The sequence below is a fragment of the Corynebacterium sp. HMSC066C02 genome (assembly GCF_001814945.1).
Classification (GTDB): Bacteria; Actinomycetota; Actinomycetes; order Mycobacteriales; family Mycobacteriaceae; genus Corynebacterium; species Corynebacterium aurimucosum.
In genome coordinates, this window is record NZ_KV818436.1 from 154,213 (window position 1) to 176,021 (window position 21,809).

General features: G+C 59.9%; 21 protein-coding genes. 16 read left to right on the top strand and 5 right to left on the bottom strand.

Annotated features, from left to right (window positions below; translation table 11 throughout):
* Positions 1–7 precede the first annotated feature (7 nt).
* A complete protein-coding gene (gene glgX, locus HMPREF2996_RS01695; protein ID WP_070711448.1) occupies positions 8–2,233 on the bottom strand; it encodes a glycogen debranching protein GlgX in 2,226 nt (741 codons plus the stop codon).
* A 14-nt stretch (positions 2,234–2,247) separates the two neighbouring features.
* On the bottom strand, positions 2,248–2,835 hold the full coding sequence (locus HMPREF2996_RS01700; RefSeq protein ID WP_070711447.1) for a TetR family transcriptional regulator: 588 nt from the start codon (positions 2,833–2,835) through the stop codon (positions 2,248–2,250).
* Between the two features lie 176 nt (positions 2,836–3,011).
* On the opposite strand from HMPREF2996_RS01700, the gene HMPREF2996_RS01705 reads away from it, so the two are divergent.
* Both HMPREF2996_RS01705 and HMPREF2996_RS01710 read left to right on the top strand, forming a co-directional pair.
* Positions 3,012–3,758 carry a hypothetical protein gene (locus HMPREF2996_RS01705; RefSeq protein ID WP_070643759.1) on the top strand — a complete coding sequence of 249 codons (747 nt, stop codon included), beginning with the start codon at positions 3,012–3,014 and terminating at the stop codon, positions 3,756–3,758.
* Positions 3,759–3,766: 8 nt separating this feature from the next.
* Entirely contained in the window at positions 3,767–4,351 is a 585-nt protein-coding gene (locus tag HMPREF2996_RS01710) for a hypothetical protein (RefSeq protein ID WP_246822967.1), read from the top strand.
* On the opposite strand, the gene HMPREF2996_RS01715 is transcribed toward HMPREF2996_RS01710, so the two are convergent.
* Positions 4,310–5,233, bottom strand: a complete 924-nt coding sequence (locus tag HMPREF2996_RS01715) for a YbjN domain-containing protein (protein WP_070711446.1) — start codon at positions 5,231–5,233, stop codon at positions 4,310–4,312. The genes HMPREF2996_RS01710 and HMPREF2996_RS01715 overlap by 42 nt on opposite strands.
* A gap of 151 nt (positions 5,234–5,384) precedes the next feature.
* Between HMPREF2996_RS01715 and hisD the strand changes: the two genes are divergently transcribed.
* The 14 genes from hisD to pyk all read left to right on the top strand — a co-directional run bounded on the left by hisD (position 5,385) and on the right by pyk (position 17,876).
* A complete protein-coding gene (hisD, locus tag HMPREF2996_RS01720; protein ID WP_070711445.1) occupies positions 5,385–6,734 on the top strand; it encodes a histidinol dehydrogenase in 1,350 nt (449 codons plus the stop codon).
* 3 nt (positions 6,735–6,737) lie between these two features.
* Positions 6,738–7,841 (top strand): histidinol-phosphate transaminase, encoded by a 1,104-nt coding sequence (locus HMPREF2996_RS01725; protein WP_070711444.1) that lies wholly within the window; start codon positions 6,738–6,740, stop codon positions 7,839–7,841.
* A gap of 60 nt (positions 7,842–7,901) precedes the next feature.
* Entirely contained in the window at positions 7,902–8,534 is a 633-nt protein-coding gene (gene hisB / locus HMPREF2996_RS01730; protein WP_070445409.1) for an imidazoleglycerol-phosphate dehydratase HisB, read from the top strand.
* A gap of 5 nt (positions 8,535–8,539) precedes the next feature.
* Positions 8,540–8,722, top strand: a complete 183-nt coding sequence (locus HMPREF2996_RS01735; RefSeq protein WP_070445412.1) for a hypothetical protein — start codon at positions 8,540–8,542, stop codon at positions 8,720–8,722.
* A gap of 50 nt (positions 8,723–8,772) precedes the next feature.
* The gene (locus tag HMPREF2996_RS01740) at positions 8,773–9,993 is read left to right on the top strand and encodes an MFS transporter (protein WP_070445416.1); all 1,221 of its coding nucleotides are present in this window, start codon (positions 8,773–8,775) and stop codon (positions 9,991–9,993) included.
* Positions 9,990–10,625, top strand: coding sequence for an imidazole glycerol phosphate synthase subunit HisH (gene hisH, locus HMPREF2996_RS01745; protein WP_070643774.1), 636 nt, complete (start codon positions 9,990–9,992; stop codon positions 10,623–10,625). Before HMPREF2996_RS01740 ends, hisH begins: the two co-directional genes overlap by 4 nt.
* A gap of 30 nt (positions 10,626–10,655) precedes the next feature.
* The gene (priA, locus tag HMPREF2996_RS01750) at positions 10,656–11,438 is read left to right on the top strand and encodes a bifunctional 1-(5-phosphoribosyl)-5-((5-phosphoribosylamino)methylideneamino)imidazole-4-carboxamide isomerase/phosphoribosylanthranilate isomerase PriA (RefSeq protein WP_070445422.1); all 783 of its coding nucleotides are present in this window, start codon (positions 10,656–10,658) and stop codon (positions 11,436–11,438) included.
* A 4-nt stretch (positions 11,439–11,442) separates the two neighbouring features.
* Entirely contained in the window at positions 11,443–12,246 is an 804-nt protein-coding gene (locus HMPREF2996_RS01755; RefSeq protein WP_070643780.1) for an inositol monophosphatase family protein, read from the top strand.
* 121 nt (positions 12,247–12,367) lie between these two features.
* Positions 12,368–13,132, top strand: a complete 765-nt coding sequence (gene hisF, locus HMPREF2996_RS01760) for an imidazole glycerol phosphate synthase subunit HisF (protein ID WP_070445717.1) — start codon at positions 12,368–12,370, stop codon at positions 13,130–13,132.
* Positions 13,129–13,539, top strand: a complete 411-nt coding sequence (gene hisI / locus HMPREF2996_RS01765; protein ID WP_070445428.1) for a phosphoribosyl-AMP cyclohydrolase — start codon at positions 13,129–13,131, stop codon at positions 13,537–13,539. Before hisF ends, hisI begins: the two co-directional genes overlap by 4 nt.
* On the top strand, positions 13,532–14,206 hold the full coding sequence (locus HMPREF2996_RS01770; RefSeq protein ID WP_070729808.1) for a TIGR02234 family membrane protein: 675 nt from the start codon (positions 13,532–13,534) through the stop codon (positions 14,204–14,206). Before hisI ends, HMPREF2996_RS01770 begins: the two co-directional genes overlap by 8 nt.
* Before the next feature lie 170 nt (positions 14,207–14,376).
* Positions 14,377–15,204, top strand: a complete 828-nt coding sequence (locus HMPREF2996_RS01775) for an indole-3-glycerol phosphate synthase TrpC (protein ID WP_070445431.1) — start codon at positions 14,377–14,379, stop codon at positions 15,202–15,204.
* A 41-nt stretch (positions 15,205–15,245) separates the two neighbouring features.
* Complete coding sequence (lgt, locus tag HMPREF2996_RS01780; RefSeq protein WP_070445434.1) at positions 15,246–16,154, top strand: prolipoprotein diacylglyceryl transferase; 909 nt, start codon at positions 15,246–15,248, stop codon at positions 16,152–16,154.
* Between the two features lie 300 nt (positions 16,155–16,454).
* Positions 16,455–17,876 (top strand): pyruvate kinase, encoded by a 1,422-nt coding sequence (gene pyk, locus HMPREF2996_RS01785; protein WP_070445728.1) that lies wholly within the window; start codon positions 16,455–16,457, stop codon positions 17,874–17,876.
* 153 nt (positions 17,877–18,029) lie between these two features.
* On the opposite strand, the gene HMPREF2996_RS01790 is transcribed toward pyk, so the two are convergent.
* Both HMPREF2996_RS01790 and HMPREF2996_RS01795 read right to left on the bottom strand, forming a co-directional pair.
* Complete coding sequence (locus HMPREF2996_RS01790; protein ID WP_070445437.1) at positions 18,030–20,420, bottom strand: glycogen/starch/alpha-glucan phosphorylase; 2,391 nt, start codon at positions 20,418–20,420, stop codon at positions 18,030–18,032.
* A 144-nt stretch (positions 20,421–20,564) separates the two neighbouring features.
* Positions 20,565–21,773: an amidohydrolase gene (locus HMPREF2996_RS01795; protein ID WP_070729809.1), complete on the bottom strand. Its 1,209-nt coding sequence runs from the start codon at positions 21,771–21,773 to the stop codon at positions 20,565–20,567.
* Between the last annotated feature and the right edge of the window lie 36 nt (positions 21,774–21,809).

Consider the following 21,809-nt stretch of genomic DNA (forward strand, 5'->3'; position numbering starts at 1 on the left):
AGTCTAGCTATCGGCTTTCTTCTGCCGTGGCAGCGGATTGCGCAGAGTCATCGCTGTCGTCGAAAACTGGGGGCTCAGTCTGGCGCAGGATCAGCGTTGTGCGCGGCTGTACCACGATGGAACCTTCGGCTGCGATGAGCTTCTCCTCGTCCGGATAGCCACCGGAATCAGAGGTGTCGACGATGAGCCTCCAACTAGCACCCAGGTCCTTCTTGGGCAGCGTGAACTCGATGTCTTCGTGGTGAGCGTTGAAAATCATGATGAAGGAATCATCCGTAATGCGTTCACCGCGGGCAGTGGTTTCCGTAATCGCGTTACCGTTGAGATAGACCATGAGGGCCTTGCCGAACTCAAAATCCCAGTCCTGCGGGGTCATGAGTTTGCCGGAGGGCACGAGCCAGGCAATATCGCGATCTTTCACCTCAGAGCCAAAGGGGCCACCAGCCAAGAAACGCTGGCGGCGGAACACCGGGTGGTTCTTGCGGATGTTGATCAGGCGCTTGGTAAAGCCGTGCATGGCGACGTTCTTTTCCTGCTCCAACATCGACCAATCGATCCAGGAAATCTCGTTGTCCTGGCAATACACGTTGTTATTGCCGTCTTGGGTGCGGCCCAGCTCATCACCATGGCACAGCATCGGGGTGCCCTGGGATAGCAGGAGGGTAGTGAGGAAATTACGGACCTGGCGGCGTCGGAGCTTTTTAATCTCTTCGTCGTCAGTCGGCCCTTCCACGCCATGGTTCCACGAGCGGTTGTGGGACTCACCGTCGCGATTGTCTTCACCGTTCTCGGAATTGTGCTTTTCGTTATAGGACACCAAATCACGAAGCGTAAAGCCATCGTGCGCGGTGATGAAGTTGATAGACGCGGTGGGGCGGCGGCCGTTGTTGGCATAGAGATCGGAGGAACCAGTCAGGCGTGAGGCAAACTCACCCATTGTCGCCGGCTCCCCGCGCCAGAAATCACGGACGGTATCGCGGTACTTGCCGTTCCATTCGCTCCAGATGGGCGGGAAGTTGCCAACTTGGTAGCCGTTATGGCCCACGTCCCAGGGCTCGGCGATGAGCTTGACCTTGGAGACCACCGGGTCCTGCTGGACCAAATCGAAGAAAGTGGCGAGCTTATCCACATCATCGAGTTCGCGCGCCAGAGTGGACGCGAGGTCGAACCGGAAGCCATCCACGCGCATCTCCGTCACCCAGTAACGCAGCGAATCCATAATCAGCTGGAGGGAGTGCGGGTGACGGACATTCAGGGAGTTACCGGTACCGGTGTAGTCCATGTAGTGCTCGGGGTTGTCATCAACCAAGCGGTAGTAGGCGTGGTTATCAATGCCGCGGAAGGCGATGGTGGGGCCCATGTGGTTGCCTTCGGCGGTGTGGTTGTAGACCACATCGAGGATGATCTCGATTCCGGCCTCATGGAAGGCACGAACCATGGCCTTGAACTCAGCGACCACCTCGCCAGGCTTCTTGGCGTAGGCATAGTCAGCATGCGGGGCGAAGAACCCGAAGGTGTTATAACCCCAGTAGTTGCGCAGGCCCAGCTGGCGCAGGCGATCATCCTGTAAGAACTGGTGAACCGGCAGCAGCTCGACGGCCGTCACTCCCAAGTCCTTGAAGTAGTTAATGATCGCTGGGTGTGCCATACCGGCGTAGGTACCGCGCAGCTCCTCCGGCACATCCGGGTGCGTCATAGTCATGCCCTTGACGTGGGCTTCGTAGATAATTGTTTCGTTATCCGGGGTGTGCGGGCGGTTGTCGCCGTGCCACTCGAAGAACGGGTTGATGACCACGGAGAGCATGGTGTGGCCCAAGGAGTCATCCTGGTTGCGGCCGCTGCCGGGTTCCTCTGCGAAGATATCGTAGGAGTACAGCGAGGGATCCCCGTCAAAGTCGCCGTCGAAGGCGCGAGCATAAGGATCGACAAGAAGTTTTGAGGGATCGCAGCGCAGACCATTTTCTGGCTCATAAGGGCCGTGGATGCGGTATCCATAGCGCTGCCCGGGGCTGACGTTCGGGAGGTAGGCGTGCCAGACGTGTGCGGTGATCTCAGTTAATTCGATGCGTTCTTCGTTACCGTCCTGGTCAATGAGGCAGAGCTCAACCTTCTCGGCGATTTCGGAAAAGATAGCAAAATTAGTACCGGCTCCATCATAGGTGGAGCCGAGCGGGGAGGGGGAACCAGGCCACACCTGGCGAGATGGCGTTAGGTCAGCACGGGTCTCAGTCATGAGGCTTAGCTTAGTCAATTCTGATGCATGTGATCGCTTCGCAGTGATCTTAAGCCGGCGACCATCAGCTCCGCTGCGCGCACCGAGGTGGCGTCCACCGGCGTGGTCTCGGAAGCTGTAGACGCTGTGCTTGGCGACGTCCCGCCTGGAGTTGCCCCACTGAGCTGTTCGCGGGATTGCTCCATGAAAGTAGCGCCCAGCGTGTAGTGGATCAGAGTGCGGGCGGCGACGGCTCTATCCTCCGGCGAGGCATCGGGTGCCTCCTTCTGCAGTGCCTTGGTGAATAGCTTTTCCACGTCAGCGCTCGCTGAGGACTCAGGGAAGGATGCTCCGGCGATGGCCACTTCAGCTCCATCGCGCCAGCGTTGCAGCTCATTGTGCAGCGAGCTGACCAGCTCCGCCGTGCTTTCCCCGGTGACGGGAGCGAGTATTTCTGCGGTCATGGCGGCGATCAGTGATTGTTTGTTGGCCACGTGCCAGTACAGCGCGCCGGGTGCGACTCCGAGGTTGGTGGCGACTCGGCGCATAGTGACATCAGCAAGGCCGTATTGGGTCAAAAGCTCAAGGGCGGTGGAAACGATAGCGTCGCGAGAAAGGTGCACACGACCAACTCTACGCGGCAAGAGAATACCCTCGTGAGGCTCACAGGAAGCTTCAAGGTGTAGAATATGAATTCTTCAAACAGCGCTTGTTAAGGTTATGTGAGTTGCCCAAGAGCAAACACTGCGTCCCGCGTGGTTTAACCTATCGCTCTCTATGTACATTTAGGAGTTTTCCCTTGTCTTTTCTGACACCTGCCAAGAAGTCCCTCATTGCTGTTGCACTCGTTGCGCCGCTTTCCTTGGCTGCTTGTGGTTCCGATGATGAGAATGCAGGTGACACTGCGTCCTCTGCGGCAAAGACCACCACGACTACGAAGTCTAAGGAAAAGACGTCTGAGAAGAAGACGGAAGAGAAGACTTCTGAGGAGAAGAAGGAGGGGGAGGACAAGAAGGACGGCGAAGAGAATAAGGACGAAGCTGCCAAGCCGGAGGGGGAGAACCCCGAGGCTGCTAACCAGACTCTGGCCAACCCCTTCGAAGAAGGCGCTGATCCTTTCCAGAACATGCCCAAGGTCGAACCGGTTCAGGGTGAAGCTGCCAGCCAGGAGGATATCGACGGTATTAACACCCTAGTACGCGGTATGTATGAGCAGCAGACCATGCGTTCCTTTGTGAAGTACCTCCCGGAGCACACCTGCGCGGCTATCCGCAACGATCCGAACTCCGGCCTCGATCAGGTTGATTACAACCAGGTTCCGGATGTTCCGATGAACCAGCTCAAGGACATGATGGCGGCAGCGGGCCAGGATACCTCCCAGATGGATGGCTTTGACTGGTCCAAGACCGGTGTTGAGTCCATCAACGATGTTGTGGTTAACGGTGACGATGCTTCCGCGACTGTGAACGTTAACACCAGCCAGGGCATGGATAGCTCCACCATGCGCTTCAAGCGTGAGAACGGTAACTGGACCTTCTGCGGCTAGAGAGTATCGTGCCTGGACTGCGTGCTCCTAGCCTTCGCATACCCCGCGCCATTGGATTCGGCGCGGGGTTGCTCGCGTTAGCACTCCTTGGATTCTCTGCAGCCGGCGCCGCGTGGGGACTGTGGCGTCCAGCTCTCAAGGGGCACCGGGTTGATGATGGCGGCTACGCCTTGAGCAACGTTGCCGACGTGCAATTTGATTCCTATATCACCTTCGTACTGATCACCGGAGTTCTTAGCGCGGCCCTGGGGGCTACTGCCTACGTGCGAGGTGAGCGCTACCGTGGCGTCGGCGTACTGCTGTGGGTGGCTCTGGCTGCTCTGGCTGGCGCGGCATCGTTTTATGTCTTCGGTGGAGCCACCGCCACTTATATTCCCGAGAATCCCGGAGAGTATGTAGAGTTTGTGCCGAAATTCTCGCCGGGTAGTGCCTGGCTGGTAGGGCCGTTTATGGCCATGTTTGCCTACTGGTCCGCGCTATTCATCGATTCGCCTTGCGATGCTGTGAGCGAGAGGGTTTCGGAAGAAAATGAGGTGCCGGTCGACGGCGCGCTAGGGCCACGCGACGGGGGAGGAGCCCACCGCATCGCGTGAGATGTCATCGATGCCGTGGAGAACGTGCTTGATGCCGCGGCCGAGGGCGGTGATCAATTGGGCGTCGGAAAGCCCGGCGCCCGTCATAACCGCGTAATCGATGCGTACCTGCAACCCATCAATGTTTGAGTGGCAGAAGGCGGAGGCTGAGTGATTGGTCCGGTTCCAGTCATTGCAAATGAGGAAGATTTTGGAGAACTCGCTGCCCGGCAGGTTGGGATCCCAATGGCCTTTGATGATGAGGCTGGGGCCGGAATCGATGGCGAAAGCAAAGAGGACATCATTGATCCAGGCATAGATGGCCTCGTCAGCATCCGCCTGGAAGCGTGTAATTCCGAGGGCTGGCAAGAGTTCCCCAAGCCGAGCGGTGTCGACGTCGGCGACGGGGCCGTCGAGTTCTGTTTCTTCTTCCGGAGCCGTTGGGCGGGGAAGCGTGAGAACGGGGAAGTGATCGGCCAATTCTTCGAGGCAGGCCGCAGCGTTGTGGAGTGCTGGCAGAACCGAAGCGGAAAGCTGGGACGTTGTAGGTTTCTGGTGAACCACGAGGAAGGAATGCCCCCACACCTTTACCTCGGTAGGTGCCGAATAGTTGAGGATGAGGTGTGGCGAGAGGCAGTCATGGTTCCAGTCATTGACGAATTCACTGAGAGCAGGAATGTCGCCGAAACCTAGAACGCCGTGATGGGTGGTGTAGAAACGCAGGATTGGTTCGCCCTCGGTGTCCATGAAAGCGCGGGTTTCCCCAAGCGGTGGGTGAGGGAAGAGGAGCTCGTGTGCGGTGACCCGAATGCAATCGAAGCTTTCGCGGTTTGCGAGGTTTTCGACACGGGCAAGCAGGTCGGAAGGAGGCTGGCTGTCCAGGCCATCGGCGCCGTTGCTCATCTCGCCGCCTCCCTTCACCGATTCGGGCTCCCGGAATGTGTTACTAGTGGCACATTCTATAACCCCTACCTGCCAGCTCGCTGGCTTTTCGGTCCAGGTATAGTAATGGGAAGGTATAGAAACCGCTGCATATTATAAAAGGGGTCTGAGCATGCTACGAACCATCGACCTGCGTGGAGAGGAACTCACCACCTCCCGGCTGCGCCGAGTCCTGCCGCGAGGGGGAACGGACGTGTCCTCAGTGATGGGCACCGTCATCCCCATGGTGGAGAAAGTCCGCGAGGGTGGTGCGGCGGCGGCCCTCGATTTCGGCGAAAAATTCGACGGAGTCCGCCCCGCCGCAGTGCGAGTACCTAAGGAGGAGATGAAGAAGGCTGCCGAGGACCTGGACCCGAGTGTGCGAGCAGCCATCGAAGAATCTATCGCGCGCGTGCGCGCCGTTCACGCTGATCAGAAGCCGGCTTCGCACACGACGACACTGGCACCAGGCGCGACGGTCACCGAGGTCTTCCAGCCCATCGAGCGAGTAGGGCTCTACGTCCCGGGCGGCAAGGCGGTGTATCCGTCTTCCGTCATTATGAATGCCGTCCCCGCCCAAGAAGCGGGCGCTGCGGCGATGGTCGTGGCTTCTCCGCCGCAGAAGGAATTCGGTGGGCTGCCACACCCGACAGTGCTGGCCACGTGCCACATGCTGGGCGTGGATGATGTCTGGGCCGTCGGCGGCGGGCAAGCCATCGCGCTTCTGGCCTACGGCGATGATGAACCCGCCACGGGTGAAGAAGCTCTGGAGCCTGTCGATATCATCACCGGCCCCGGCAACGTCTTTGTTGCTGCCGCTAAGCGCGCGGTGCAGGGAGTGGTGGGAATTGATGCAGAAGCTGGTCCTACCGAGATCGCCATCCTGGCCGATGAGACCGCTAACCCCGTCTACGTGGCCTATGACCTCATTTCCCAGGCGGAGCACGATCCCATGGCTGCCTCCGTGCTCATCACCGATTCTGAGGACTTTGCCGCTGCGGTGAATGCGGAGGTAGCTCAGCGCTATACCGCCACAGCCAACGCCGAGCGCGCAGCTGAGGCATTGCGCGGAGAACAGTCCGGCATCGTCCTGGTCGACGACCTCGAGACAGGTATCGCTGTCGCGGACGCCTATGCCGCTGAGCACTTGGAGGTACACACAAAGAATGCCCGGGCAGTTGCGGAGCGTATCCGCCACGCCGGCGCGATCTTCGTTGGTGAATACTCGCCCGTACCCCTCGGTGATTATTCCGCCGGTTCCAACCACGTTTTGCCTACCTCGGGAACCGCGCGGTTTAGCGCCGGGCTGTCGACGCACACCTTCCTACGGCCGGTCAACCTCATCGAGTACGACCGCGCGGCACTCGGCGAGGTAGCTCAGAATGTCATTGCCTTCGCCACTGCAGAAGACTTGCCCGCCCATGGTGAAGCAATTGCGGCACGATTCGCTGATGACACCGATACCCAGAAAGAAGAGGCTTAAGCAATGGCTGAGTTGAAGGATCTTCCCCTTCGCGAAGAATTGCGCGGCTCCAGCGCCTATGGAGCCCCGCAGCTGACGGTGACCAACCAGCTCAACACCAACGAGAACCCCTATCCGCCCTCGGAGGCGCTGGTGAAGGACATGGTGGCGGCCGTCGAGAAGCACGCGCGTCAGCTCAACCGTTACCCAGAGCGCGATGCCGTGGAGCTGCGCACGGCACTGGCGGAGTACGTCAGTGAGCAGACCGGGGTGGCTGTCAGCGTGGAGAACGTCTGGGCAGCTAACGGCTCCAATGAGGTTCTGCAGCAGCTGCTGCAGGCCTTTGGCGGGCCGGGGCGTAGTGCGCTGGGATTTACACCGAGCTATTCGATGCACCCCATTCTATGCGCGGGCACCCAAACCGAATTCATCTCCTGCCCACGCGATGCGGATTTCCGTATTGATGAGGAGGAGGCGTTGGAGGCCGTCGCCAAGCACCGCCCCGACGTCGTTTTCATCACAACACCGAACAATCCCACCGGTGATGTCACCCCGATTGATGTGGTGGAGAAGATCGTGCAGGCCGCGCCGGGCATCGTCATCGTGGACGAGGCCTATATGGAATTCTCGCCTTCGCCTTCTGCGACCACGCTGCTGGAGAAATATCCGACCAAGCTCGTGGTCTCGCGCACGATGTCCAAGGCCTTCGACTTCGCCGGCGGACGTTTGGGCTACTTCGTGGCAGATCCGGCGTTCGTGGAAGCCGTCATGCTCGTTCGTTTGCCCTATCACCTGTCGGTTCTCTCCCAGATCGCGGCCACCGTTGCCCTTGCGCATAAGGAAGAGACCTTGGGAACTGTGGCCAAACTATCGGCGGAGCGGGACCGGGTTGTCGCACGGCTTAAGGAGCTCGGATACTACGTCGTACCCAGCGAATCCAACTTCGTCTCCTTCGGACGCTTTGCCGATCAGCACGCGGTGTGGCAAGGATTCCTGGACCGCGATGTCCTGATTCGTGATAACGGTGTACCGGGTCTCTTGCGCGCCACGATTGGTCTGCCTGAAGAGAATGATGCCTTCCTTTCGGCCGCGGCGGACTTGGCAGATACAGTAGAGATGACTAACTAAAAACGATGATGAAATGAGCCCACATTGTGGGCTCATGACTTGAAGAAGGAGCGTGGGGCAATGAGTGCTGGCGACGCTGTACGTCACAACCATGGCGACCGCATTGGCCGCGCAGAGCGCGTCACCGGGGAGACAAAGATCTCTGTAGAAATAAACCTCGATGGCACCGGCCAGTCGGATATTTCGACGGGGCTGCCGTTCTTTGACCACATGCTTAACGCTGTGTGCACCCACGGCTCCTTCGATCTTCGCGTTCACGCTGAGGGCGATATTGACATCGATGCTCACCACACGGTCGAAGACACCGCTATCGTGCTGGGCCGTGCCTTTCTGGAGGCGGTGGGGGATAAGTCCGGGATCCGCCGTTTCGGCTCCCAGCTCCTCCCCATGGATGAAACGCTGGTGGAGGCCGTCGTCGATATCTCAGGGCGTCCCTACTTCGTGATGAATGGCGAGCCGGAGAACATGGAGTGGCAGATTATCGGTGGGCATTACGCCACGGTTATCAACCGACACTTCTTTGAAACCTTTGCCACGCACTCGGCGACGACCTTGCACGTCAACGTGCGTTACGGCCGCGATCCGCATCACATCACGGAGGCCGAGTACAAGGCAGTGGCCCGTGCTCTGCGCCAGGCTACTGAGCGGGATCCGCGCGTGAACGGAGTTCCTTCGACGAAGGGAGCGCTCTAAGACTTATGAATGTAATGGTTCTCGTTCTCTTTCTGGTCGCCGGGTTGCTCGTCGGTGGTGCGTGGGCGGCATACCAGAACGGGTCGGTGCTGATGACTGTGGTCGCGGGTGCGCTCGCGGCGATCTCCGTGACTGCCGCCTTGGTCTGGTTCCTTGACATCTTCTCAGCAGGATTGGCGGCGAAGTGATAGAAAAGACCCCTCAGAGCGTATGGAAGGTTGCTGGCTTTAAGGAAACCATGATCGCGGTGGTTTCCGCTTTTGGTGCTTGGTCGGTCTTGCTGCCTGTGGTGCCGCTGGCCGTGCTGGATGCCGGCGGTTCCGCGACATTGGCTGGTGCCACGACCGGCGTGTTCATGCTGGCCACAGTGCTTACCCAAATGGCAACACCGATGCTGCTGCGCATCTTTGGCTACCGCCCAATTATGGCGGCCGCGGCGTTGTTGCTGGGGCTGCCGGCGTTGGGGCACATGCTGGGCGATGCAGCCCCGATCGCCCTAGGCTTTTCCGCTCTGCGCGGTATAGGCTTCGGTGCGCTCACAGTGGCGGAGAACGCACTCATCGCGGAAATCACGCCACGGCGCCTGCTGGGTAAGGCCACGGGAATTTTCGGCCTATTCATCGGTGCAGCCCAAATGGCCTTCTTGCCTGTGGGCCTCGCGGTGGCTTCAGCCTTTAACTACAACACGGTGTATCTTCTGGCTGCTGGTCTTGGCTTACTAGGATTCTTCACGTGCATTCTGGTGCCGCAAATCAAAGCCGCTCCAGTGGGGTCGCCGGACCCCTCAGACACCACCCCGCGCGCCCCGATGTGGAAGCTCGTGCTCGTCCCAGCACTGGCGCTGATGAGTTTTTCCGTGAGCTATGGCGTGGCATCTAACTTCATTTCTCCGGCGGTGCGTGAGTTGGATCCTGAGCGCGGCGCTGTCTTGGGCGGCCTCATGCTATCGGTGATTGGTGGTTCGGCCATGATCGCGCGCTATGTGGCCGGTGTGGTGGCGGACCGAGTAGGCCAGCCAGGCACGCTGATGATTCCCGCTCAGGCTTTTTCAGTCTTAGGCGTGGGGCTTATCGCCGCCGTGCTGTGGCAAGAATGGTCAGTATGGCTGCTCGTGTTCGGCACGGTCATCTACGGTGCGGGTTTCGGCATCGTGCAAAATGAGGCGCTGTTGTCGATGTTCGACCGTCTCCCGCGCGAGCGCCTCTCGGAGGGCTCTGCGGTGTGGAATATTTTCTACGACGGCGGCACGGGCCTTGGCTCGACGGTGCTCGGCGCCGTCGTGGCTATGTCTGGTTATTATGGCGCGTTCGCCGCTGGCGCCGCCATCATCGCGGTGGGCCTGCTCATGTCTGCGGCTGACCTCGCCTTGGGCAAGACCCGCGTGAGCGAGCTGAACGACATCCAAACCCGCCTGCGCATGATTAGAAGGCCGAGGAGACCCGGAAAGGAAGCACGATGAGCTCACACGACGTAGTAGTCCTGGATTATGGCGCTGGCAATGTCCGGTCGGCAGTGCGCGCGCTGGAGAGGGTCGGTGCCACCGTCGCGGTGACCGCGGACCCGAAACAGGCGGTAGAGGCCGATGGCCTTTTGGTCCCCGGAGTGGGGGCGTTCGCTGCCTGCATGGAGGGCCTGCGCGCCGCACAGGGGCCGCGAATCATTGGTCAGCGATTGGCTGGTGGTCGCCCCGTTTTGGGGATTTGCGTAGGCATGCAGATTCTTTTTGAGTCAGGCACTGAACACGGCGTGCACACCGAAGGTTGCGGCGAGTGGCCCGGGGAGGTTACCCGTTTGCAGGCTCCCGTCCTCCCGCACATGGGATGGAACACCGTGGAGCTTCCTAGCGGAAGCCGCATGTTTGAAGGCGTGAGCCCGGAGGATCGCTTTTATTTCGTGCATTCCTATGCCGCACGGAGCTGGGAGCTGGAGACCGAGATTACAGAGCCGCCGAAGGTGGCGTGGTCGGAGTATGGCGGTGACCGTTTTGTCGCTGCGGTAGACAATGGTGCATTGTGGGCCACCCAATTTCACCCGGAGAAATCTGGTGACGTTGGTTCGCAGCTGCTGAAGAACTGGATAGGAACGCTTTAAAGAGTCCGCGTGAAAGGTAGACTACCCACCATGAGTTTTACACTGTTGCCCGCGGTTGATGTCGTTGATGGTCAGGCAGTTCGCCTTGATCAAGGAGAGGCCGGAACCGAGAAATCCTATGGCTCGCCGCGTGAGGCTGCCCTGAAGTGGCAGGCTCAGGGTGCGCAGTGGCTGCATGCAGTCGATTTGGACGCGGCTTTTGGCCGCGGATCCAACCATGAACTGCTCGCCGAAATCACCACAAGCGTGGACCTGAACGTGGAGCTGACCGGCGGGATTCGAGATGATGAATCTCTGGCCCGAGCTCTCGCCACCGGTGCGCGCCGCGTCAATATTGGTACCGCGGCTTTGGAGAACCCTGACTGGATTGCCAAGGCTCTGGCAGAACACGGTGACCGCATCGCAGTGGACTTGGCGGTCCGCCTGGTGGATGGCGAGTGGCGGACGCGAGGTAACGGCTGGGTATCTGACGGCGGCGACCTCTGGGAGGTCCTCGAACGCCTCGATGCGGCTGGTTGTACTCGCTTCGTAGTAACGGACGTGTCCAAGGACGGTACGCTGCAGGGCCCCAACATTGAGTTGTTGCGTGAGGTCGCGGCCGCTACAGAAGCCAAGGTCACTGCTTCCGGAGGAATTTCCACCCTGGATGATCTGCGTGAATTGGCCCTCTACGAAAATGAGGGAATTGATTCCGCCATCATCGGTAAGGCTCTCTATGAGGAGCGCTTCACGCTGGAGGAAGCTCTCGCTGCCGTTGCAGAGGTTACCCCGCTGCCGGGAGAGGAATACATCGACCCGATCGAGGAGAGGTAGGCCGATGGCCCCGATGACAGGAACTTCGGAGTCGGACCCACGCGAGCTTGTTGCCTTTGCGGAGGCAGCGGTGGATCACGTTGATGATCTCTTCCGCAGGGGCCTCGGCGCAGCACCCGCGCGTTTCAAGGGCGAGGGAGACTTTGCCACCGAGGTAGATCTGGTCATTGAGCAGCAGTTGCGTCAAACGCTGAGTCAGCTCACCGGAATCCCGGTGCTCGGCGAGGAATACGGGGGAGACCTCCAAGAGACGATCTGGGTCGTGGACCCAGTGGATGGAACCGCGAACTATTCCGCGGGAAATCCGTGCTGCGGAATTCTTGTCACGCTTTTGCACGAAGCGAAGCCCGTCGTCGCAGTCGCAGATTTTCCTTTGCTAAACCGTCGCGTCGTCGCGGCACAAGGCATGCCACTGCGCACCAGCGGCGGCCCCTCGACCGGTTTCGGGGGCGGCGAGGAGGCTCAGGGCTTCGACGAGGCCCGCGGTCATGTGGGCTGTTCCTCACACCTGCCAACCGATTTGTTCAAGGACCTCCGAGAGACCGGGTTGCGTCCCCGCATGACTGGGTCGGTGGGGCTGGACAATGCCTTCGTGGCCCAAGGCGTGTTTGATGGGGCGGTGAATTTCTCGCCGCACCCATGGGATAACGCGGCGGGTGCGCTCATGATCAAGGCCGCCGGTGGCCGCGTGAGCGATCCAGAAGGAAATGAGTGGACCGCCAACTCGAAGGGCTTTGTGGGAGGAACCCCGCAGGTTCATGCCACAATTCTGGATGCCATCGCCCGAAATCCTCGTGGGGAGCGCTAGGCTCCGACACTAAACCTCAGCGTGCGATTTGGGCGCTGAAGCCGGACGTAGTTTTTAGTATTCGGCAGTTTCCATACGGACTGCCTCTCATCTGACCTTTAGTTTTAGGAGGATGGTCACCATGGCACTTGCCGTGCGCGTGATCCCGTGTCTTGACGTTGATAATGGCCGTGTGGTCAAAGGCGTGAACTTCGAAAACCTGCGTGATGCCGGTGACCCAGTGGAGTTGGCTGCCCGCTATGGCCACATGGGCGCTGATGAGCTGACCTTCCTCGACGTCTCCGCATCAAAGGATGGCCGCGGCACCATGCTCGATGTGGTGCGCCGTACGGCCGATCAAGTCTTCATCCCGTTGACCGTTGGCGGTGGCGTCAGGTCGGTGGACGATGTCCGCGAGCTTCTTCGTGCCGGCGCGGATAAGGTCTCTGTAAACTCCTCTGCCATCGCGCGCCCGGAGTTGCTGCGCGAACTGGCGGATGTCTTTGGTTCCCAGTGCATTGTGCTTTCGGTGGATGCTCGCCGCGCGAAAGATTTTCCCAGCGGCTTTGAGGTCACCACACATGGTGGAACGCGCTCGGCAGGCCTCGACGCCGTGGAGTGGGCCAAGCGCGGTGAGGAACTAGGGGTTGGTGAGATTCTGCTGAACTCCATGGATGGAGACGGCACCAAGGCGGGCTTCGACATCGAATTGATCGAGGCGGTGCGTGCGGCGGTGTCCGTGCCGATCATCGCCTCCGGCGGAGCGGGTAGGGCCGAGCATTTCCCACCGGCTGTTGATGCCGGGGCAGATGCCGTGCTCGCGGCCAGCATCTTCCACTTCCGCGAGGTAGAGATCTCTGAGGTTAAAGAGGCACTTGCGGCAGCAGGGAAGGAGGTCCGCCAGTGAAGGTACACAATGAAAGCAGCGGGCACAGAAGCACCGATTCGGAGGCCGTAGGGGACTATGAGCTGAGTGAAGAGATTGCTCAGCAGCTTAAGCGCAACGAAGCGGGTTTGGTTCCGGCCATTGTGCAATCGGAGCGCGGAGAAGTGCTCATGCTGGCATGGATGGATGATCATGCCTTGGCCTATACGTTGGCGACGCGTCGTGGAACCTACTATTCACGCTCGCGCCGTGAGTATTGGATTAAGGGTCTGACGTCCGGCAATACCCAAGAGGTGGTGGGTGCGCGCTTAGATTGCGATGGAGACACCGTCTTACTGACCGTTCGTCAGCACGGCGGCGCGTGCCATACCGGGGACCGGACGTGCTTCGATGCACGCGATCTCTTCGGAGAGGAGAACAATGGCTAAGCGCACTGAAGCAAAGCGCACTGAAGCAAAGCACAGTGGAGCTAAACGCATCGGACCCGTGCTGATGTTCGTCGGCGCCATCCTGTTGTGGCTGTCTTCCCGCATGACGTGGGTGACGGCGGCGGTCGAAGACGATAAGGCCGGTTCGAGTGTTGCGGAATTATCTGGTTCCTTGTGGTCCCTCGAGCTCATTGCACTCAGCGTCGTGGTTCTCGCTGGCGGTGTGGCAGCCTTTGCGCTGCGGCGCACGGGCCGTCGAATTGTCTCTGTCCTCACCGCACTCGCCGCGGCGGCTGCCGGATGGCGCCCGGTTGCGCTGTTGACTGCCGGCCCCGAGGCGGAGCGTGCTCAAGAGCTACTGCAGGGAGGAACGAACGATACCTCCGTGGATTCCGCAACCATTTCGGATTGGGCCACTGTCCTCACCGCTGATGCGTCGACCGCTGGCCCCGTGCTTGCTATCGCCGGTGCGGCGCTTGCCCTCTTCGGTGCGGTTATGGTGGCGAGCAATCCGGGGGCGGATAAGCCCCGCTCCGCCAAATATGAAACCCCGGCGGTACGCCAGGAACGCCTCCAGGAAGACCTCGAAACCACCCAGGACTCCGGCCGTGTGATGTGGGATGCCCTCGATGCCGATATTGACCCCACCGATCCCCGGTCGACCTAGGCATGGCAGCGGCGTGAGCCGTGGCTGCATGTCCCGCTTCATGTAGTGGTCCTAGCACGGAATCGGGTGCCCCGGATTTCTTGTTAGAGGCAAGGGCGCGCTAGCCTAAGTGTGATCTCAAACGCCCCTGTTTCTTTCTTTGAGTTTCCTTCGGGGAAGGGAGGTGCTCCATGCCTACCCCGATTGCCGTCGATCACCTTGTGGCCGGCGTACTAGCTGATGTAGCCGCACGGGAGGCGCGCGTCCCCTTCAAGGAAGTTAAAGCGCGGTCTCGAGACATGGACGCACCGCGCGATACCGCACAGGCCCTATTGCGTTCGGGATGTTCTATCATCACCGAAATCAAGCGCGCCGTGCCTTATGGTGGAGAGATCGTCCACCTAGACGGACCGCACTCCGTCGCGGCCCTGGCACGAAAGCTGGAGGAAGCAGGCGTGCACGTCATGGCCTGCCAGACAGACAGGCGCCGCTTTCATGGCTCCCTGGAGGACATGCGTGTTGCCCGCGCTGCAATCGACATTCCTATGCTGTGCCGCGACACCATTGTTGATCCTTATCAGATTCATGAAGCGCGCTGTTATGGGGCGGATGCGATTCCTTTGCAGGTGGAGTTGCTTGATCAGGCTCGCCTCGAGTCGCTCCTCGACCGCGTGGAGTCCCTTGGAATGACAGCCATCCTGGAAGTGCGCACGTGCGCTGAGGTGGATCGCGTTATCAAAGCAGGGGGTACTGTCGTGGCCATCAATGCGTGGTCTTTGGCCTCCGATGCACTTAATCGGGAGGCCTTTTCTACTATTTCACCGGGTCTTCCTGAGAGCATCACACGTATTGCGGTGGGCGGCGTTAATAGTCCGCGTAACGTGTTGTCCTATGCCTCGCAGGGAGCCGATGCCATCCTCGTCGGTGAGTCCATTATGGCGGCCCAGGACCCGATGGCTTTGGCCCGCTCCTTAGTGGCCGCCGGCCAGCATCCGGCGTGCCCTTCGCGCAGAAGCTAAGCGCGTTGTAGTGGCCGTCTTTTTCAGGCACACTATTTCCCGTGCAGATTTACTACCTCGCCAACATTCCCTCTCCGCCACAAGGCGTGTGGCATCTCGGACCAGTCCCTATTCGTGCGTATGCCATGTGCATTATCGCCGGCATCCTCGTTGCGCTGTGGATGACTCTGCGCCGCTATACCGCCCGGGGTGGAAACCCGGATGTGGTCTGGGATGCTGCCTTGGTAGTGATCCCAGCCGGCATCATTGGCGGCCGCCTCTATCACGTGATTACGGATAATGATAAGTACTTCTGCTCCACGTGTGATCCTCTCGACGCGCTGAAAATCACCAACGGTGGACTAGGTATTTGGGGAGCGGTGGCCTTGGGCGCGGTCGCGGTGTGGCTCATGTTCAAAGTCAAGGGCATCCCTGTGGGGCCGTTTGCGGATGCCGTCGCGCCTGGACTCATATTGGCGCAGGCTATTGGCCGCCTAGGAAATTGGTTTAACCAGGAACTCTATGGTCGTGAGACCACCGTCCCGTGGGCTCTCGACATTTATTATCGTGTGAATGAAAGCGGTGAATACGCGCCGATCAGTGGGCGCTCGACCGGGGAAGTAATCGCCTCGGTGCATCCGACATTCCTCTATGAGCTGCTGTGGAACGTGGCGGTGTGCGTGTTCCTGCTGTGGGCCCACAAGGCATTCAAGCTCGGCCATGGTCGTGTGTTTGCGCTGTACGTCGCCGGATACACAGCGGGGCGCTTCGTTGTAGAAAACATGCGTGCTGACGATGCCACGCTGATCTTTGGTCTGCGTGTCAACGTCATCGTGTCAGTGGTCTGCTTTGTCGTAGCGCTCATCGTGTACTTCCGGCTGCCGCGCGGCCAGGAAACACCAGAAGAGGTGGACCCGGCCCGTGCCGCCGACGTCGGTGACAGTGCAGGAGTCGCTGACTCACAAAGGTGACAGTCGCAGCGCCTAGCGACAGATTCACGCGCTGAGACTTCGGGAAGTAGCCGGGATCACACAATGTTTTAAGACGCCTTGACCGAGAGTCTCGAGTTTCGGGAGCATGGACACAAAATGCCCAGATGTGCCCGGTTATTCCCGGTTGTTGCCGAATCGGAAGGGGCTGCAACAGCCACCGGGGAAGCCTGATTCGAGGGTCAAAACATGGTGTGAGCTTCATTCGTGGTGGCCGAGACCAGCAAAGCGGGGTAGTTTGGAAACCGTTAGAAACTCCCGATGTGAATAAGGCACTCCATGTTGGATAGAAGAACCAAAATTGTTTGTACGTTGGGTCCTGCTGTAGCAAGCAAGGAAGGAATCCTTGGCCTCGTTGAAGCAGGCATGAACGTGGCGCGTCTAAACATGTCCCACGGCGAGCATGCGGACCACGAGGCGAACTACCGCTGGGTCCGTGAGGCTACCGATGAGACCGGCCAGGCAGTCGGCGTCCTGGCGGACCTCCAGGGACCGAAGATTCGTCTGGGTCGCTTCGTCAACGGTGAAGAGATGTGGAAGGATGGCGAAATCGTCCGCATCACCGTTGATGACGTAGAAGGTACGCACGACCGCGTGTCCACCACTTACAAGAACCTGGCGCAGGACGCGAAGCCGGGTGACCGCCTGCTGATCGACGACGGTAAGGTCGCCGTCGTCTGCAAGGAAGTCGACGGCAATGACGTTGTTTGTGAGGTCACCGAGGGCGGACCGGTCTCCAATAACAAGGGCGTGTCCCTCCCAGGCATGGACATTTCTGTGCCGGCGCTGTCGGAGAAGGACATTGCTGACCTTCGCTTCGCATTGAAGCTCGGCGTGGACATGATCGCTCTGTCCTTTGTTCGTTCCCCAGCCGATGTGGACAAGGTCCACGAAATCATGGATGAGGAAGGCCGCCGCGTTCCGGTTATTGCGAAGCTCGAGAAGCCGGAGGCGGTCGATGCCCTTGAATCCATCGTCTTGGCTTTCGATGCCATCATGATTGCGCGCGGTGACCTTGGCGTCGAGGTCCCGCTGGAGCAGGTTCCGCTGTTCCAGAAGCGCGCTATCCAGATCGCGCGTGAGAATGCCAAGCCGGTGATCGTGGCAACGCAGATGCTCGATTCCATGATCTCCAACCTGCGCCCGACTCGCGCGGAGGCCTCCGACGTGGCTAACGCAGTGCTCGATGGTGCTGATGCCGTCATGCTCTCCGGTGAGACCTCCGTCGGCATCGACCCGCACAATGTTGTGCGCACGATGTCCCGCATCGTGACGAATGCTGAGCAGGGCGGCCAGGTTCCTCCGCTGTCGCACGTTCCGCGCACCAAGCGCGGTGTTGTGTCTTACTCCGCACGCGATATTGCTGAGCGCCTGAATGCGAAGGCCATCGTCGCCTTCACCACCTCCGGTGATACCGCGAAGCGCGTGGCTCGTTTGCACTCCGCGCTGCCGCTCCTTGCCTTCACCCCGTACCCGGCGGTGCGCTCGCAGCTGGCGTTGACCTGGGGTGCAGAGACCTTCTTGAGTGATTCGGTCGAGTCCACCGATGACATGATGGCCGCCATTGATGAGGCTCTGCTGGGAATGGATAAGTACAAGGAAGGCGACATGATCGTCGTCATCGCCGGTACCCCTCCTGGAATCTCTGGTAACACCAATATGATTCAGGTCCACGAGCTGGGCCAGACTCTGCGCGATAAGTAAAACCGTCGCAGACAAACAACGCCGCCTCACCCACGCTTGCTTCCTTACCCACTAAGTGGGAAGGGGGAACGGTGGTGGGGCGGCGCTTTGTCTTTCCGGAAAGCCCCGTCTAGGGGTTAATAGGCACTAGTGCGTCTTTTAACCCCTGTCTGTCTAGACGTGGGAAATGGGGGTCGGGGTCAGCTTCCACACTTCGTTGGCATAGTCAGCGATAGTGCGGTCAGAGGAGAAGCGCCCGGAGTAGCAGATGTTGAGCCAGGCCTTCTTGGCCCATGCCAGCTCGTCCGCTTCATAGTCAGCAGCCATGCGGTCACGGGTCTCGCGGTAGTCGGCGAAGTCCCCGAGGACGTAGTAGGTATCCTGAGCGTGTTCGCCGAAGCCATCGAGCAGCGAGGAGCGCAGATCACTAAACATGCCTGCATTCTCCGAACCCAGCGTGCCATCGGTGAAGGCATCGAGGACACGCGCCAGGCCCGGAACCGTGTTATAGAGCTCGCCCGGGTTGTACTCGGCGCGCAGCTGCGGGATTTCTTCGTTGCGGGCGCCGAAGATGTAGGCGTTGTCTTCGCCCACTGCCTCGACGATCTCTACGTTGGCGCCGTCCATTGTGCCCAAGGTCAGGGCACCGTTCATCATGAACTTCATGTTGGAGGTACCGGAGGCTTCCTTGCCGGCGACGGAAATCTGCTCGGAGACATCAGCGGCTGGGATGATGTGCTCGGCGGGGGAGACGTTGTAATTCTCAACAAAGACTACGTTGAGCACGTCCTTGGTAGCCGGGTCGTTGTTGACCAGGTCACCGATGGTGTTGATGAGCTTGATGATGGCTTTCGCGCGGACATAGCCCGGCGCTGCCTTCGCGCCAAAGATGAAGGTGCGCTTCGGAACGGTTTCGCCGTCGACCTTGATGCGGAAGTACAGGTCCAAGATGTAAAGCGCATTCATCAGCTGGCGCTTGTACTCGTGCAGGCGCTTGATCTGGACATCGAAAACGGAATCCGGGTCCACGGTAGCGCCCTGGTGTGCGTCAATCCATGCGGCGAAATCCTGCTTGTTGGCGCGCTTGATGTTGATGAGTTGGCGCAGCACCTTCTCATCCTCAGCCACAGGAGCCAGCTTCGCCAGCTCGGTCAGATCGGTAACCCAGGCATCAGAACCAGCCTGCTCAGTGAGCAGGTCGGACAGGCGCGGGTTGCACATGCGCAGCCAACGACGAGGGGTCACGCCGTTGGTCTTGTTGTTGAACTTCTCCGGCCACAGCTCGTGCCACTCGGAGAGCGTGTCCGCCTTGATGATTTCGGTGTGCAGGGCGGCGACGCCATTGATGGAGTACGCGGCATAGCAAGCGATCCACGCCATGTGGACATGCCCGTCGGACACCGGAGCCATGTAGTCGATGCGCCCTTGATCCAGGCCGCGCTGGGCCATGTCTTCGCGGAAGCGGCGGTCGATCTCTTCCACCAGCTCCCAAATGCGCCAGAACAGCTTCTGGAAGATGGATACTTCCCAGCTCTCCAAAGCCTCAGCCAGCACGGTGTGGTTGGTGTAGGCAAAAGTCTCGGTGACGACCTTCCAGGCCTCGTCCCAGCCCATCCCGTGTTCGTCGAGAAGCAGGCGGAGCAATTCGGGGATGGCCAGCACCGGGTGGGTGTCGTTGAGCTGGATGCAGTTGTACTCGGCGAAGCCGGTGAGGTCCTCGCCGTGGTGCTCGATGTAGTTATCGATCATCTGCTGCAGCGAGGCCGAGACGAAGAAGTACTGCTGGCGAACGCGCAGCACCTTGCCCTCGTAGGTCGTGTCGTTGGGGTAGAGCACGCGGCAGATGTCCATGACGCGCTCGCGCTCCACGATGGCTTCGGTGAAGCGCTGCGAGTTGAAGGCATCGTAATCGAATTCATCGATAGGCTCGGACTTCCACAGGCGCAGCGTACCTACGTTGTTGGTGCCGTATCCGGTAATCGGCATGTCATAGGGGATAGCGCGTACGTCCATGTCATCGAAGTGGACCAAGCGCTGTTCGGAGGCACGGCGAATGATGAAGTCGTAGCCATTTTCCATCCAGGCATCTGGTTCCTCGCGCTGGAAACCGTTGTCGAAGGACTGACGGAAGAGACCGTAGCGGTAGAGCAGGCCGTAGCCCGTGACCGGGTAGTTCTGGGTGACAGCAGAATCGAGGAAGCAGGCGGCGAGGCGGCCCAGGCCGCCGTTGCCTAGTGCAGCATCGTGCTCGGCTTCGAGAACATCGGAGAGTTCGTGACCGGCGGCCTTGGAGGCGGCGCGGGCTTCGTCGACGAGTCCGACGTTGGTGAGGTTGTTGAGCAGGGCGCGCCCCTGGAGGAACTCAGCAGAGAAATAGTGCTGCTGGCGGGCGGCGGAGTAGGCGGTGCGGGTGGCCTCCCAGTTGTCAGCAATCTGCTCCATTACTGAAGAAGACAAGCCGGACCAGAACTTGCGGTTAGTCGCGGCAGAGGGGGAGACACCAGCAGCGGCGCGGACGTGTCCGGGAACTGCGGTCTGAAAATCGGAGTGCTGGGGTTGACTCATGAGAATCCCTTCACCTTAGGCATAAAAATGCGGAAAAATACCAACACCCAAGCTTAACCAGTTCCGCATTCAGCTGCAGGAGAGAGCACTGCCAGCCAGCGTGCATTAATCATCACACACAGCGAAAGCGTTGTGCCGGGAAGGTTAGCGCCCCAGAAAAGACAGGACGGCTGCAGCCCCGGCGTGGGTGGCCGAGCGCATGGTGGGTTCATAATCCGGCAGGAAAGTGGATTGGTGGTTAACCGGCGGGTTGTCCAGGAGGTGCTCCGGCGTGGAGCCGATGAACCAGAAGTTATAAGGCACGCCCCAGGCTTGTGGGAGATAGCAGAAATCCTCGGAGACGGTGGATGGGGTGGCGCTCACGGAGAGATCAGCAAAGACTGCGTCGAAGGCCGAGCGAATGGTTTCATGAGTGGAAGCGTCATTATCGGTGACTTCGCCATGGGCAAAGTACTCGAAGGTGGGCTCTGCTGGGCATCCCGAGGCTTCGCACTCGGCTCGCACCATACGCTCGAGGGAGGCATAGACGCGCTGCGCCAACTCTGGCTTGTAATAGCGGGTGTTAAGTACGAGTTCGGCGCTGCCCGGAATGATGTTGTTTTTATCGCCCGAATGCAGCTCGCCCACCGAGATGACAAAGAAATCATGGGGAGGGACTTCGCGGCCGACGATGGCCTGCAGGCGGGTGACCACCATGGCGGCCACGTAGGAAGGATCGATGGCCTCGTGCGGCATGGAGGCGTGCGCGGAGCGCCCCGTGATGCGGATGCGGAGGGAGTCACAGCCGGCCAGGATGGGGCCGGCGGTGGACTGCACCTGGCCGGCGGGGCCCGGCATGACGTGTTGACCAAAGCACACATCCGGTGCAGGAACGCGGTCGGTGAGCCCGTCCGCAATCATGTATTTGGCGCCCATGGATGATTCCTCCGCCGGTTGGAACAGTGCTAGGAAGGTGCCGTGCCAGGCGGCGCGGTGGGCGTCGAGAATCGCGCACGCGCCGAGCAATGCCGTGGTGTGTACATCGTGCCCGCAGGCATGCATTGCGCCATTGGTGGCGGCGAAGGGGACGCCGGTTTCCTCGGCCACCGGGAGGGCATCAAAATCAGCCCGCATCAGCGCGGTTGGGCCGTCCCCGTTGCGGAAGATAGCGACGGTGCCATGGCCGCCGATTCCGGTGACGAGCTCGCACTCGTACTTATCTAGTTGTTCCAGAATCCGTCCGGCGGTGCGTTCCTCTTGGTGGGACAGCTCTGGGTGGGCATGCATGTCTTCATAGAAGGCGCGTTGCCAGCTGAGATCGACTGAATCTTCGAGGAGGAGCGAGCTCAGCCGAGAAAGTGTGGGATCTGCCATAGTTACTGTCCTTCAAGTTTGGGTAGGGTTACCTAC